At 42.2% G+C, this 12,611-nt stretch carries 16 protein-coding genes and 4 pseudogenes; 15 read left to right on the top strand and 5 right to left on the bottom strand.

What is annotated here, in order from left to right:
• The first annotated feature begins 7 nt into the window (after positions 1-7).
• The 9 genes from AB6D07_RS19865 to AB6D07_RS19825 all read left to right on the top strand — a co-directional run bounded on the left by AB6D07_RS19865 (position 8) and on the right by AB6D07_RS19825 (position 2,610).
• Complete coding sequence (locus AB6D07_RS19865; RefSeq protein ID WP_017098245.1) at positions 8-391, top strand: GIY-YIG nuclease family protein; 384 nt, start codon at positions 8-10, stop codon at positions 389-391.
• Positions 392-404: 13 nt separating this feature from the next.
• Complete coding sequence (locus AB6D07_RS19860; protein ID WP_029223979.1) at positions 405-635, top strand: hypothetical protein; 231 nt, start codon at positions 405-407, stop codon at positions 633-635.
• Between the two features lie 3 nt (positions 636-638).
• Positions 639-866 (top strand): hypothetical protein, encoded by a 228-nt coding sequence (locus tag AB6D07_RS19855; RefSeq protein WP_017098247.1) that lies wholly within the window; start codon positions 639-641, stop codon positions 864-866.
• Between the two features lie 8 nt (positions 867-874).
• Positions 875-1,147, top strand: coding sequence for a hypothetical protein (locus tag AB6D07_RS19850; RefSeq protein WP_017098248.1), 273 nt, complete (start codon positions 875-877; stop codon positions 1,145-1,147).
• Between the two features lie 38 nt (positions 1,148-1,185).
• The gene (locus AB6D07_RS19845; protein WP_017098249.1) at positions 1,186-1,371 is read left to right on the top strand and encodes a hypothetical protein; all 186 of its coding nucleotides are present in this window, start codon (positions 1,186-1,188) and stop codon (positions 1,369-1,371) included.
• Positions 1,372-1,605: 234 nt separating this feature from the next.
• Positions 1,606-1,737, top strand: coding sequence for a hypothetical protein (locus AB6D07_RS19840; protein WP_269461135.1), 132 nt, complete (start codon positions 1,606-1,608; stop codon positions 1,735-1,737).
• A 13-nt stretch (positions 1,738-1,750) separates the two neighbouring features.
• Positions 1,751-1,984 (top strand): hypothetical protein, encoded by a 234-nt coding sequence (locus AB6D07_RS19835; protein ID WP_017098251.1) that lies wholly within the window; start codon positions 1,751-1,753, stop codon positions 1,982-1,984.
• Between the two features lie 9 nt (positions 1,985-1,993).
• Positions 1,994-2,218 (top strand): hypothetical protein, encoded by a 225-nt coding sequence (locus AB6D07_RS19830; RefSeq protein ID WP_017098252.1) that lies wholly within the window; start codon positions 1,994-1,996, stop codon positions 2,216-2,218.
• Positions 2,215-2,610 (top strand): hypothetical protein, encoded by a 396-nt coding sequence (locus tag AB6D07_RS19825; protein WP_017098253.1) that lies wholly within the window; start codon positions 2,215-2,217, stop codon positions 2,608-2,610. Before AB6D07_RS19830 ends, AB6D07_RS19825 begins: the two co-directional genes overlap by 4 nt.
• A gap of 137 nt (positions 2,611-2,747) precedes the next feature.
• On the opposite strand, the gene AB6D07_RS19820 is transcribed toward AB6D07_RS19825, so the two are convergent.
• The gene (locus AB6D07_RS19820; RefSeq protein ID WP_017098254.1) at positions 2,748-3,737 is read right to left on the bottom strand and encodes an IS5 family transposase; all 990 of its coding nucleotides are present in this window, start codon (positions 3,735-3,737) and stop codon (positions 2,748-2,750) included.
• 365 nt (positions 3,738-4,102) lie between these two features.
• On the opposite strand from AB6D07_RS19820, the gene AB6D07_RS19815 reads away from it, so the two are divergent.
• The 3 genes and pseudogenes from AB6D07_RS19815 (at position 4,103) to ltrA (ending at position 7,187) form a co-directional block, all read left to right on the top strand.
• Positions 4,103-4,657 (top strand): recombinase family protein, encoded by a 555-nt coding sequence (locus AB6D07_RS19815; RefSeq protein ID WP_076678502.1) that lies wholly within the window; start codon positions 4,103-4,105, stop codon positions 4,655-4,657.
• Between the two features lie 184 nt (positions 4,658-4,841).
• Positions 4,842-5,111, top strand: a complete 270-nt coding sequence (locus AB6D07_RS19810) for a hypothetical protein (protein WP_029223978.1) — start codon at positions 4,842-4,844, stop codon at positions 5,109-5,111.
• Positions 5,112-5,715: 604 nt separating this feature from the next.
• A pseudogene (gene ltrA / locus AB6D07_RS19805) lies at positions 5,716-7,187 on the top strand (group II intron reverse transcriptase/maturase).
• A 176-nt stretch (positions 7,188-7,363) separates the two neighbouring features.
• On the opposite strand, the gene AB6D07_RS19800 reads toward ltrA, so the two are convergent.
• Both AB6D07_RS19800 and AB6D07_RS19795 read right to left on the bottom strand, forming a co-directional pair.
• Complete coding sequence (locus tag AB6D07_RS19800; RefSeq protein ID WP_371695606.1) at positions 7,364-8,608, bottom strand: ISL3 family transposase; 1,245 nt, start codon at positions 8,606-8,608, stop codon at positions 7,364-7,366.
• 283 nt (positions 8,609-8,891) lie between these two features.
• A complete protein-coding gene (locus AB6D07_RS19795; RefSeq protein ID WP_372092076.1) occupies positions 8,892-10,895 on the bottom strand; it encodes a methyl-accepting chemotaxis protein in 2,004 nt (667 codons plus the stop codon).
• 263 nt (positions 10,896-11,158) lie between these two features.
• Here AB6D07_RS19795 and AB6D07_RS19790 point away from each other — a divergent pair, with 263 nt between their 5' ends.
• Together AB6D07_RS19790 and AB6D07_RS19785 are read left to right on the top strand one after the other, a co-directional pair.
• On the top strand, positions 11,159-11,530 hold the full coding sequence (locus AB6D07_RS19790) for an AraC family ligand binding domain-containing protein (protein ID WP_198928818.1): 372 nt from the start codon (positions 11,159-11,161) through the stop codon (positions 11,528-11,530).
• A gap of 108 nt (positions 11,531-11,638) precedes the next feature.
• A pseudogene (locus AB6D07_RS19785) lies at positions 11,639-11,743 on the top strand (AraC family transcriptional regulator); the annotation flags it as partial.
• Positions 11,744-11,812: 69 nt separating this feature from the next.
• Here AB6D07_RS19785 and AB6D07_RS19780 read toward each other — a convergent pair.
• Together AB6D07_RS19780 and AB6D07_RS19775 are read right to left on the bottom strand one after the other, a co-directional pair.
• A complete protein-coding gene (locus AB6D07_RS19780) occupies positions 11,813-12,040 on the bottom strand; it encodes a hypothetical protein (RefSeq protein WP_371995614.1) in 228 nt (75 codons plus the stop codon).
• Positions 12,041-12,073: 33 nt separating this feature from the next.
• A pseudogene (locus AB6D07_RS19775) lies at positions 12,074-12,394 on the bottom strand (transposase); the annotation flags it as partial.
• Positions 12,395-12,473: 79 nt separating this feature from the next.
• Here AB6D07_RS19775 and AB6D07_RS19770 point away from each other — a divergent pair.
• Positions 12,474-12,611, top strand: a pseudogene (locus tag AB6D07_RS19770) (transposase); the annotation flags it as partial.

Below are 12,611 nucleotides of genomic sequence, written 5' to 3'. Positions count from 1 at the left end.
ATATGTTATGAATAATGTCGGTTGGATTTATATTATAGGATCTTCATCTGATTACTCTCGTTGTAAAATAGGCAAAACAATTAACAACCCATTAAAAAGATATCTGAATCTAAGAACAGCAGATCCTAAACTTCACCTTCAAGTCGCATATTGTGTTCCACACAAGCTTCTTTCTAAGGCAGAAGCAGCAATTCATCTGGAGTTAGAAGAATTTAGACAGCTAACTCATGAAGATACTCTATCTGAGTGGTTTTCTTTAGATACTGAAACGGCAGAGAGCTTGATTGATATGTACATTGAGTCATGGTTTTTAAAAAAGCCAATAGTTTTAGATTCATTCAGTTGTGATGCACCGTTCAAAATGTATGAAGATGCACTACGGTCAATATAAGGGGAAAAAGGTTATGGCATGGGTTATTGAAATAACACAGAGGCTTTCGGTTCGTAACAGTGAAGAGGGGCTAGACAGGTCATACGTTACCGCAATCAAACGATGCGGTACGAATTGCTCAATTACTACTTCTTTCGATAATGCAAAGGTTTACAAAAACCGTAAGCACTTTCAAAAACTACTAGATTTTTTTGAACAGTCTGAAATCGCCTATGAACTAATTCCAGTCGAAGATAAGGGGTAAAGTATGCAGTATGAAACAGATCCAAAAGGTTTGTCATGGCCTATCAAACCTTCACTTATCATTGATGATATTGCCGCTGGAATAGTGAATATTTCCTTATCACCAGAAGTTCCGTTATCCACTTTTTCACTTAAGCAATCTTTCGAAAATATGACGTTCAAGGGTGAAGCTAAAGAAAAATGGATCGAGGTGCTTCGCGATATTGCTGACGAACTGGAAAAGCAGGGGTAAATAAACACATGGCTAAATATAACCAAATCACGCAAGCAGATGGATGGTACTTTGTACATGAAAATGTTGTAGATAAAGACGATAAACCATATGTCGTCTACCGAGTGGCAGTTTGGGCTTTAGATGAAGAAAATGATGTTATAGGGCTAATACATGTTAGTGGATTAACCTTAGAAAATACTCAAACACCAAAACTAATTCCCCCACCTCCAGTACAGGGAAGCTACCTGCATGAATCAGAGCTTTCTACTGTTCAATCTAGTTGTTTAAAACAACAATGATTGAGTTTGATGTAAAAAAATCGTAGGTGAAAGCGTCTATGAACGGTTGGGGGAAATGGATGTTTTGGATTACATTTGCTATCTGTTTTGTCCTTGGTGGAGCAAGACAGGCATCAACAGAAGCCTTTCAAAAAACGGAAGGTGCGAAAAAGCTATATTTTTTGACTGCGAATGTTGTTTTTAGCGCGTTCATTGCGTGGCTAGTTACAGCAATTTTCGGCTAGGAATGGAAAAACAGTGCATGAGGATGGGGTTAATAGACCAGTCTATTGGTGGGTAGATTACTTACCAAAGATAAGCCTTGCTAACCGCTGGCGCAAATGGGCTACCTAGAAACCGCCAACCTCGATTTTGTTTTAACACATATTACTAATTTTGTTAAAAGTAAGGGGAAATTCATGCCAACAATGACACCAGAAAAAAAATTTGAAGTATCGTACAGAAATCGGTCTGGAGATATGACAACTAAAAAGACCGTAGCAACTGGCGCTAACAACACGACCGTTAAGAAGCGTTTTGAATCAATGGGCTATCAAGTTATTGCTGTTGTGTATAAAGGGCTTACTGGCCGTTCAATTCAAACAAGCTAACTAGGGGAAATTCGTGAAAATACCTAAAAGCGATTTAGTTAAGCTTGTTAATGCCTTGCCTGATGATTCTGAGGTCTCAATAAAAGATTTGAGCGTTATTTATGGTTATTACCAAAAAGGTCTTGATGATAAGTCTTGCATTGGTTTTGAGGGGCATATTACTTCAAAAATGGAGCGAAACGAGGTGCTGAAAATGGCTTACGAACTTGCTTTTAACGAGTCACAACATAGCGAACTACACGATTAAGAGGGAAAAATGTCTGGAAAATTCAAATACTTCATAGTACTCACTCAAGAGAATGAAGGTGCTGCTAGATCAGAAGGTACGGATGCGTATTTTGTTAATCCAGTAAGTAAAGGCGATACAATTTATTGGGATAATGAACATGGTAGCTGTGGCGGTGTTATCAAATCAGTGGAACATCACCCTACGGTATCCGTTCTCATTGTTAGTAAAATTAAATTTGGGGGAGGGGTGTGACAAAGCCTGATGTGTTAAGAGTTGTTGAATTTGTGATTAACAACGCCAAGAAGGGAGAGCATTTTAGTGTTGCTGAAGCCTCTCAATCGAAAGAACTTAATGGTATTTCGATTTATCGAATCGCTGAAATACTGAGGTCTACTTGTTTGGAACCACAAGGGCCATCAAGTTTAGAACGATTAACTACAATTAATACCTCAACATATCAACACGCAGAACAAGGAAGGTGGTCTTTAAATGCACCTGCTTATTTTGGCTATCTTACGTATCAATCTAATTTGAAAGCAGAACAAGCAAATAAACATGCAAGAAATGCATTTTGGGTAGCTATAGCGACAATGGTTATTTCTATTATCGCTATATTTTTTAACTTAATCGCTTACCAAGAATAGATAATGAAGGGGCTGCGTTGTGGTGAAGGCTTGAGTTGGGCGTTACCCTTCGGGCAAGGCTTTTCGCTTGTATCTTTCATCTATGGCCTAAGAGTGGCGCTGTTGCATCGCTCAATCCTCTGGTCTTTTGATAGATCTTAGGCGCAACGATAACTTTGAGGCATCCCCATTGCGGTAAAGCGGTTCAAAACACCACAAGCAATCATCATTTCCATCTTTTGATTGTTAAAACTTCGGCTGTGGAGTTGGTTACCAAATGTTCGTTTATATCGCTGCATTGCCAATTCTCCATGAGCACGTTTTCCATACTCGTGCTTCTTTTGCCAGGCGATTTGACCTTTCGCCGCAATTTCTATCATCGCTCGACTTCGTACTCGATGGTCTCGCTGTTCATCGTAGAGCAAATTTTCCTTGGGTGGAATGACAATATCAGCATCCGGGAAGTGGCTATCTAACGTGTCATATACCGTATTTTCGTCATAGGCCTTATCCGCAAATACTTGTCCTACCGGTACGCTTATTTGGTCACAAATATCTCCGACTACAGCCTCATCCTTCGTGTTCTTGTCTGTCATAACTGCAGCTCTAATGTAGTGGCTGTGATCGGAGCCAATATGCATTTTTCGCCAACTACGCTTACTACTCACTTTGTGTTTTTCTTGATGCCATTCGTCTCTACCAAACCTCTTTAAGCCTGTAGAGTCAATGGTTAGCGCGACGACATCATTATTTTCAATCTGTGTGTTATGTTGCTTTGGGTAGAGTGGCGTTTTGATATTTAGGCCTTGAAGTCTACGAGAAAGTTGGCTGTAGCTAGGGCAAGTTAATGGGAAGTCCAACATGTCAAATAACGAATCAATATAACCTTGAGCTTGACGCAAGGGTAAGCGTAATACCATTCGGATTTCATGACATATCAATATAGCTTCATCAGTATAGTGAGGGCTAGAGCCAGTGCCGTCATAGGTACGGTCTTTATGGTTCCATGTATCTAAGAGCTCTTCGTTTATCCAAATATCGATTCGTCCTCGGTTCATCAATGATTGGTTGTATTCAGGCCAGTTCGTCAGTTTATAGGTTTGCTTTGGAATGTGGTGGCGCTTTGAATTGTTAAACTTGTTTGGCATGGATAAGTAAGCCTCGAGGCGAAAACTGCATTATATCAGTAGAAGCCTCGTGATTATTGTGCTGCTCCGAAATACGAGCGATGCAACAACGCCCCGAACAAGCGTTTTACGCTCATCATCACCTCATGTATCCTGATTCAGTGTTGTGATCCATGCCAAGGTGCACCCAAATCTTTCTTTTGACTTAATCATTGTTGCAATGATTAAGGCTGTTCCCCCGCTTTGTTTTAACAACTGTTCATTAAGGTGTAACTTTATGGACATTACTCACAATCATCTAATAACTGTTCAGTTAGTCTTTATAATTTAAAGTGAACATGTACACTTGTGTATCAATATCTTTAAGTTCACTTTTAGGCCATTTTATGAAAATTGGTTATGCTCGTGTTAGCACCCAAGACCAAACGCTCGATGTTCAACTTGAACAACTTAAACGTCTTGGTTGTGAAAAAATTTACCAAGAGCAAGCGAGCGGTAAATCTTCTGATAGAAAACAGCTTAACCTGTTGCTGGATTTTGCAAGGGAGGGAGATGTTATTCATGTTACCAAAGTCGACCGCATTGCTCGAAATACCATTGATGCTTTGCAAATTGCCGATCAACTAGCGCAAAAGAAAGCGGGTTTGGTGTTTCATGATTTGGGGGATTTAGATATCAATAGCGATGTAGGTCGAGTTATTTATACGACCATATCGGCGTTTGCTGAAATGGAAAGAAAACGAATATTACAGCGTTGTAATGAAGGCAGAGAGCGTGCTCGCTCTGAAGGAAGGCATCTTGGCCGATTTCCTAATAAGACGCTTCATACACGTATTCAAGAGCTTGCAGGCCAAGGAATGAACAAGCATGCGATCAGTAAAGAGTTAGAGTGCAGTAGGACTACGGTCTATAAGGTTCTAGGAAAAAATATCTCTCTTTAGAATCGCGAACAAAGCTGTTCTTTAAATGAGTAAAGAGCTGACTGACGTTGCTTCGCTCTGTCGGCTTCATACTGACTCTACATGCAAGCATATAGCAGCCAGCACGAACCTATCCCTTGATGAAATAAACAAATTTTCAGAATTTTAATTTAATTATTGTTGCAATGATTAAGAGGCAGAGAGAATGAAAAGAGCAAGAATGAGCCAGGTTCAAAAAGAGGTCTTAAGATGTTTGGCCAAGGCGTTCATTAAAGGAGTAAAAGAAGGTAAGTCAACCGTCATCAACCTGGCCGTCAATCAAGTGCTTGGGAGAGATATTCACCCGAACAACTTCCGAGTTTCATGTAAAGCTCTTGAAGAGTGTGGACTGGTTATGCGCAAAAAAGTGGATCTAGATTGGTACATCAATATAACGCCAAAGGGGTTTGATAAGGTACTCACTTGGCTTGATTAAACGATGCTTCTGAAACTCATTTTTGGACGTGCGACATGAGGTCGTATGCAGCGCTGTCCATCGCGTTAAGAATGGACCATCTGTATCACCAGATGAGCCTAGGAGCCTGAATTAAGTAGCGGCTCTGACAATGTAACGAAGACAAGAAACTATCTTGTCGGGAGCTAAATCGCGAGAGAAGGCTCCTCCTGATAACCACATAAATCGGGTGAGTGCTAGGCAGGTAGTATGGTGAACACACGTGAATCCGTTCAAGGTGCGTTATATTACGAAGCAGCGGAAGTGGTTTATACGCTGTAGCCAAAAGGCACTAAGAGTAGGAAAGAGATTGTCCAATGCTCTTTCGTGATCAACACGCTCTTCGCACCATAGCGGGCACCTAACCTACCATCGCGCTGCATACGGAACATGGTAAGCCTGTATCACTCCCTCTGGGAAAGCCTGTGTGGCCGATAGTGATGCAGGTATAGGAGGTTGGAAAAAGCTAAGGCTGCATTGTAACGATGTAGATACAGACTTGTGTCTGGTCACGAAAGTGAGCCCACTTCCAACTGGTCTCTCGTTGCGAGAGAGTTTGAAGAACTTTATTAAGGAAGAAAAGCAAATGATGATTTCGAATGAGATTAGTGCATCTTCTGACAGTGCACAGTGGCAATCCATTAACTGGAAGGCCGTAGAGGCGAACGTCTTAAAGCTTCAAATGCGTATCGCAAAGGCAACTAGAGACGGTAAACACGGCAAAGCTAAAGCATTGCAGTGGATACTGACTCATTCTCGCTCAGCAGAACTTCTTGCTGTTAAGCGGGTTTCTCAAAATAAAGGCAGTAAACGCCTGGAATAGACGGCGTTGTCTGGAACACAGACGCGCGTCGTATGAAAGCAGTAAATCAACTGAGTCGGAAAGCTTATCAAGCTAAACCACTCAAGCGTATCTACATCCCCAAAAAGAACGGTAAGCTCAGGCCTCTGGGTATTCCATGCATGATTGATAGAGCCCAACAAGCTCTCCATCTTCTAGCATTAGAACCTGTGTCCGAAACGCTTGCCGACCCTAATAGTTATGGTTTTAGACCAAATCGCAGCACGGCTGACGCAATCGGCCAGTGTTTCATCTGTTTGAGTCAGAAACGGTCAGCACAATGGGTTCTTGAAGGGGACATCAAAGCCTGTTTCGACAAAATTGGGCATCAATGGCTGATGGATAATGTTGCTGTTGATAAACGTATGTTGAAGCAATGGCTAAAGTCTGGCTTTGTAGACAAAGGGCTGTTTTACGACACCGACGAAGGCACGCCTCAAGGCGGAATTATATCCCCCACCTTGATGTTGATGACGTTATCGGGTCTCGAACAGCGCATTAAATCTACCGCGCTTAAGAAAGGCGCAAGAGCTAACTTTATTGGATATGCCGACGATTTCGTCGTCACCTGCGCTTCAAAGGAAGTGTTGGAGAACGATATCAAACCACTGATTGCTGACTTCTTAGCGGTACGAGGCTTAACGTTATCCGAAGAGAAAACGCACATTACTCACATCAACGACGGTTTTGACTTCCTTGGGTTCAACCATAGGAAGTACAAAGGAAAACTGCTCATCAAACCGAGCAAGGCCAATACGTTGACGTTCCTAAGTAACTTGCGCGGACTCATCAAAAAGCACGTTACCCTACCGGTGAACGACCTTATCAAACTGATTAACCCAAAGCTTAGAGGGTGGTCGAACTATTATCGCCACTGCGTAGCTAAGCAGGTATTCAGTTATGTCGGTCACAAACTATTTCAAGCGTTATGGCATTGGGCTAAAAGGCGACATCCAACAAAATCTAAAACTTGGATCGCCTTGAAATACTTCATCAACCGAAAAGGCCAATGGCAGTTTCACGGTTGGCAGAAGATAAAGGATATGGATTGCCAGTTTAATCTTTTCCAAATAGCTAAAGTGCCGATAGAAAGACATGTGAAGATCCGAAGCGCAGTGACACCTTTCGACCCTCAATACCAAGAATACTTGGGAAAGAGAAAACACAAAAGGCTAGCTCGTAATTCTTGGATTGAACCTGCTCTCACTGCTTTATAAGTTGCTGGGTATCATTTGATGCCTTTGTAGAGGCTTAAGCCTAGTGCAGTGAAAGTTGCACGCTGGGTTCTTAGGGAGACGGCACTTGGTAACAAGTGTCGTCCACCCGACAGAAATCGTTTTGCGGTCAGAGGCAGAATCTACCCTTCGGATAAGTTTTAGTGGCTCTTCTCCGCTTAGATGAGCTTGACAGAAGGGTATAACATTGAATTCACCTCAGGTACTGAAAGCTGTTTAATCTTCAGTTTGAAGTATTCGGTATCTCTTATCCCTCGTGCTCTTCTGCGCAACAATCCTATTGATACATTGCCTGCCTCGATGATAGAGCTGGTTAGTCGGTCATACTTTGCAAAGTTACAGATGCCTTCTTTGTGGTCTTGCAGCATGGATACAAAACCTTGCACGCTCATTATTCTTGTCGCTTTGGCTAACTGACACCAAGCGTCTAAACGGTAAGCCATTTGCTGATAGGTTTCCGCTCGCCAGATACTTTTTAGCTGCTCTTTAAGAACGTAGATTTCACTCAGACGGCGATTAGCTTTGAGTAACATTTTCAGTTTGTCCGTTTGGTTTTCTGACAGCCTTTCTGGATTCTTTAATAGAAGGTAAAGCGAGCCTTTAATCAGCGTTTTATCTTCTCTACAGACCGCTTTTTTGAACTCATACGAACGCTCTCGTCGAATGAGTTGGCTATATTGTTGGACGACATGGAATCGGTCAAAAACGATGTCAGCATTCGGCAGGTTTTCTCTGACGGCTTTTTGGTAAGCCTTCCCCATATCCATTGCAACGGCCTGAATCCCTTGGGCAGTTTGTTCGGTAAGTTGTGTGAGAAAGGCTTCGAGAACGCGGTGTGTACGACCATGTTCGACCCAAATCAATTGGCCGTTATCCATGTTATACACCACAGTCATATAGTCGTGCCCTTTGGCTTTTGCGACTTCATCAACGCCAATCCGTTTTAATCCACGGAGTTTTGACGGCTCAGAGGGTGGCAACGTTCGATGCAGCGCCGCTTTGTCAATATTCTTAATCGTTTCCCAGCGAAGTCCATAGTGTCTCGCAATCACACTGATGGGCATGTGACGGCACAAACCACTAATTTGTTCACAGAATCGTTTGGAATAACGTACACCTTTTTCTACAAAGTCACACTCTTCAATACGTCGCTCACCTTCGGTTGTACGGATTTGCGCAAGCTCAATATGAATTCGACAACATCGGCCACTTATCGGCAAGTCATAAATGGTTCGAGAAACGTAAGTATTGACGGTGCAAGCTTGGTTAGACTTGGGGTCGGTCACTTTAAATCGTCGGTCTCGACGACAGTAAACGTCAACAGTTTGAGTGGATTCATCGACCTTAATCGACTGGATTGCCTGCCCCTGAATATGTAAAAGCTGAGAAAGTAACTGGGTCAAAATAGGACTCATCCATACTGGCTAAAAAAGGGTTATTAGTCAGTATGGTAGAAGTCATAAGTATTGCGTTATGACTCAACAAAGCGGAGAAGAGCCGTTTTAGTACTGCAAAATGCAGTACTTACGTCCTTTGTTAAGATGCTGCTCTCGAACGGAAATGAACATTTTCTACCACCTTTAGTTTGTTGCACAACGCTTATTGTATGTGGAAATTATGACTACGCATACACAAATGAGCGTTTGATTTTTGTATTGAAGACCTTTTTTGGATTAGCCCAATCAATTACGTCCTGAATCTGGAAACAAGGGTATTCAGATTCAAAGCGATATCATCAAGCTCCTTGGCATTGTCATTCGCACTGTTAGAAATATCCTTAACCACTACAGCATCTTGATGTATTTGATGAATATGACCGTTGATTTCTTCTGCAACTTGATGCTTTTGCTCTGCAGCTGTTGCTATCTGTATATTCATTTGACGAATAACGTCAACCGAACTGGAAATTCCATGAAAGCTACTCTGTACTGCCTGAGTGATTTCTACGGTTTGGCTAGAATTATTGAGACTATGACTCATATGTTGAGTGACTTGTTTGGTTTGAACCTGAAGCCTGTTGACTAACTCATCAATCTCCTGAGTAGAATCTGCGGTCCTCTTCGCGAGCGCGCGAACTTCGTCAGCAACTACAGCGAATCCTCGGCCTTGCTCTCCGGCTCTTGCTGCTTCAATAGCGGCATTCAATGCAAGTAGATTAGTTTGGTCGGCAATATCTCTGATTGTGTCGAGAATCATAGTGATTCCATGAGTATCATTTTCTAGGCTCTTTAGTTCGCTTGAAGACTGAGTTAGCGCTTCTGATAGTAGGTGGACACTTTGAACTGCCAGATCAATATGCTGACGACCTTCATCAACCAGTTTTTGACCAACCGTTGCAGAATCCGCTGCGGCAGCACATGAAGTAGATACTTCGTTGGCAGTCGCAACCATTTCATTGAATGCTGTTGATACTTGCTCCAGAGCTTGGCTTTGACGATCCGATGTTTCAGCCATTTTTCCTGCAATTTCGATCGCTTGCTCTGATGAGTTAAGCATTTGTTTACCAGATTCGGTGATTTGAAGAACAATCAGTTTTATTGCATCAAGGAATTGGTTGAAGTAACTAGCCAGTTTTCCAGTTTCATCTTTGGAATCGATAGAGATTGTCTTCGTGAGATCACCTTCACCTGATGCGATTTCTTTAAGACTGTCAGAAACAATTTGTAGCGGTTTAGCAATTGTGTTCGCGAATAGGGCAGCGACAAATATGAACAGGAGAATAAGCCCAGACACAGTATAGACAATGAGCTCCAGAGTCTCATTACGGGAGCTCATCACTTCATCCTGACTAATGATGCCAACGAACTTCCAGCCTAGCACTTTAGATTCATACACATTAGCCATGTAGCTTTGTCCATCCAGTTCAATATTGACCAGGCCAGATTTTGTATTATTAATTGTGCGATAGCTTCCACTAAGTTCATCGATTTGTTTAAAGCTGTTTTCCGGCTTTCCTGCATCGACCAGGATATTGCCTGAATCTTCGATCATCATTAGATAACCGTTTTCACCAAGCTTGATATTTTTGATGATATCCGTGAGAGTTTTTAGTGAAACGTCGATAGCAATAACACCACCTCTTCGACCATTTTTTGAGTCAAATGTCCTTGTGGTACTTAAGATCACAGCATCATCTGGTTCCCAGTAATAGGCCTGTCCACGAACGATATCTGAAGGCGAGGTGCTAGCAGCTTTATAAAATGGACGGCCCCTAGGATCATAGTTTTCAGGGCTTCCCCCTGTAGGCCATTGTATAAATCCACCATCTTCAGTTCCCATGTAGATATAGGCATATTCAGGATGGGTTTTACCCACCTGATCAAATAGTGAGTAAATAGTCCGTTCCACAGACCCATTTTCTTCCGGAGTCATCTCTGCGCTCGGTTTCCCCATGTAGGTAGTTATGCTGTCATCTGCATGGATCAATTGAGGGCTTTTTGCGAGATAGGTGAGGTTTTCTCCAATATCTTTAAAGTAGATTGAAACCGCATTTTCAACCTGGCGTATTTCGTTGTTACTGCTGGATACAAAATTATCCAAGGCGAGGTTCTTTAGAATATTAGCAACTAAAATAGAGACGATAGTAATAGGGATCAGTATGCCGATGACTTGGGCAATCAATAGTTTCTTCTGATCGTTTGACCTACCTATCAACAGAGCTATTTTTTCAGCGGTTTTTCTGGCTACCATCTTCCGATATAGCCTTTGCTAACTATCTCTTCTTATGGGCTAAACTTAACAAATACGGGATTGTTCTATTGTGGTATGTTGTATTCTGAAAATATCTATTGTTGGAGTGAGTATAAAACTACATTTGAATTATCACTTCAAGAAATAGATACTTTTACTTAACTATATGTGACGATAAACTCTATTTGCTGACAAAACAGTAACTGGTTATGTAGATGTAATTTTCCAAGGTTTGGCAAAGCGGCACATTTGAAGGTACTGAACTGCTGAAAGCCTCTTGTCAACAGTTCGAATTTTCTAAGCACTGGCATGACGATCTTACTATTGGTGTTATCGAGAAAGGGGCAGAAGGTCTCTATTATCGTGGCAATAATATCGTTATTCCTGAAAACCAGATCGTGACGATAAATCCTGCTGAAGTTCATACTGGTTTTGCTGGTTGTCACACTGGTTGGAAGTATAGAATGTTTTACTTTGAACTAGCGATGGTACAACGCCATTTTGAGCAGTCGGATCAGGATGTTTTGCCCTTTATCAAATCACCGATACTAAACGACCCCGAACTCTTTAGTCTGCTTCGCCAGTTGCACATTGCTATAGAAGAGCCAGCTTTTGATATTACAAAGGAATCCTGACGGTTTGCTTTGAAATGCTCTTTGGCAGGCATGGTGATCACGCAAAGCTAACATCGAAAGCGATTCGGGACAGACAGAAGAATGCGGTAATGAGGGGATAGTTGTGCTAATACCGCTTTAGAGTGCGGCTTTTTTGATCAAAGCCATTTAACAAGAAACTTTAAACGTGCTTTTGGTATAACTCCGAAACGTTATGCCACTTCGTCTGTATAGCACTTAACAAAGAGCTCTGACGTAATGAAGTCAGAGCTCATTGTTAAGTGAGGTTTAGCTTACAAGCAGCTACCCTTTAACCACTTTTGGACCTTCAAAACAATCAATGTTTCGTTTTTTTTCCTGATACTTTTTGATTGAAACTAAGCAGGTTTGAGCCGTTGGGTCTTGTCCCCACGAAGAGGTCCCACGGTCAGATGTCGACACATTAGCATTACCGTAGTTACATGCGTCTCCTTCAGGGCTATACCAACCACCCTCCTGACTTGCAACAACACTGTAAAGCATCGCACTCACTTCAGCCCCGTTAGGGTTGGTCGAGAAGAGCTAGTTTTTTCTGCCTATATCCAGCGGTTTTATTGCACGTTCAGCACGATTATTGTCTATCGATAAGTGACCGTCATCAATATAGCGGATGAGCTTCGGCCATTGGCCGAGCGTGTATTTTATCGCTTTACCCAGCGGGCTAGAAGCTATCACTTGTTGAGTCGTCATCCACTCGTACATCTCATCCAGTATCGGCTTAGCATGCCGTTGACGCTCAGCTTTTCGTGTCTCGATAGACGCACCTTTTAAGCGGGATTCTATCCCATAGAGTTTCTGGGTTTTAGACAGCGCTCCTAACTTACCTTTACCTTGAAGCTTCTTAGCGGCTTTGTTGCGTAATTCAATGGAACTAAATCCAGAACCTACGATCTGATCTGCTACGTCCACTATCTCTCGTAGCCTCATGCCTAAACCACGTTACAAAACAACCAATCACTTATTAACCGTGGCTCTTTGACCTTTTGGATTGATGAAGAAGCGATAAGCGGGTGGGCGCAAAGCAAACAGAATAAGCGCGGGAGGCCACGTCGGTTCAGTGATT

This window comes from Vibrio sp. 10N.239.312.C11, assembly GCF_041466065.1.
In the GTDB taxonomy this organism is placed as follows: domain Bacteria; phylum Pseudomonadota; class Gammaproteobacteria; order Enterobacterales; family Vibrionaceae; genus Vibrio; species Vibrio tasmaniensis_A.
The sequence above is the reverse complement of the archived record's forward strand: the minus strand, read 5'-3'. Positions and strand labels throughout refer to the sequence as shown.

Bases quoted from the DNA above. Each gene is read 5' to 3' on its own strand.
- AB6D07_RS19865 (WP_017098245.1), top strand. From the start codon at position 8: ATGAATAATGTCGGTTGGATTTATATTATAGGATCTTCATCTGATTAC.
- AB6D07_RS19860 (WP_029223979.1), top strand. From the start codon at position 405: ATGGCATGGGTTATTGAAATAACACAGAGGCTTTCGGTTCGTAACAGT.
- AB6D07_RS19855 (WP_017098247.1), top strand. From the start codon at position 639: ATGCAGTATGAAACAGATCCAAAAGGTTTGTCATGGCCTATCAAACCT.
- AB6D07_RS19850 (WP_017098248.1), top strand. From the start codon at position 875: ATGGCTAAATATAACCAAATCACGCAAGCAGATGGATGGTACTTTGTA.
- AB6D07_RS19845 (WP_017098249.1), top strand. From the start codon at position 1,186: ATGAACGGTTGGGGGAAATGGATGTTTTGGATTACATTTGCTATCTGT.
- AB6D07_RS19840 (WP_269461135.1), top strand. From the start codon at position 1,606: ATGACAACTAAAAAGACCGTAGCAACTGGCGCTAACAACACGACCGTT.
- AB6D07_RS19830 (WP_017098252.1), top strand. From the start codon at position 1,994: ATGTCTGGAAAATTCAAATACTTCATAGTACTCACTCAAGAGAATGAA.
- AB6D07_RS19820 (WP_017098254.1), bottom strand. From the start codon at position 3,737: ATGCCAAACAAGTTTAACAATTCAAAGCGCCACCACATTCCAAAGCAA.
- AB6D07_RS19815 (WP_076678502.1), top strand. From the start codon at position 4,103: ATGAAAATTGGTTATGCTCGTGTTAGCACCCAAGACCAAACGCTCGAT.
- AB6D07_RS19810 (WP_029223978.1), top strand. From the start codon at position 4,842: ATGAAAAGAGCAAGAATGAGCCAGGTTCAAAAAGAGGTCTTAAGATGT.
- AB6D07_RS19795 (WP_372092076.1), bottom strand. From the start codon at position 10,895: ATGGTAGCCAGAAAAACCGCTGAAAAAATAGCTCTGTTGATAGGTAGG.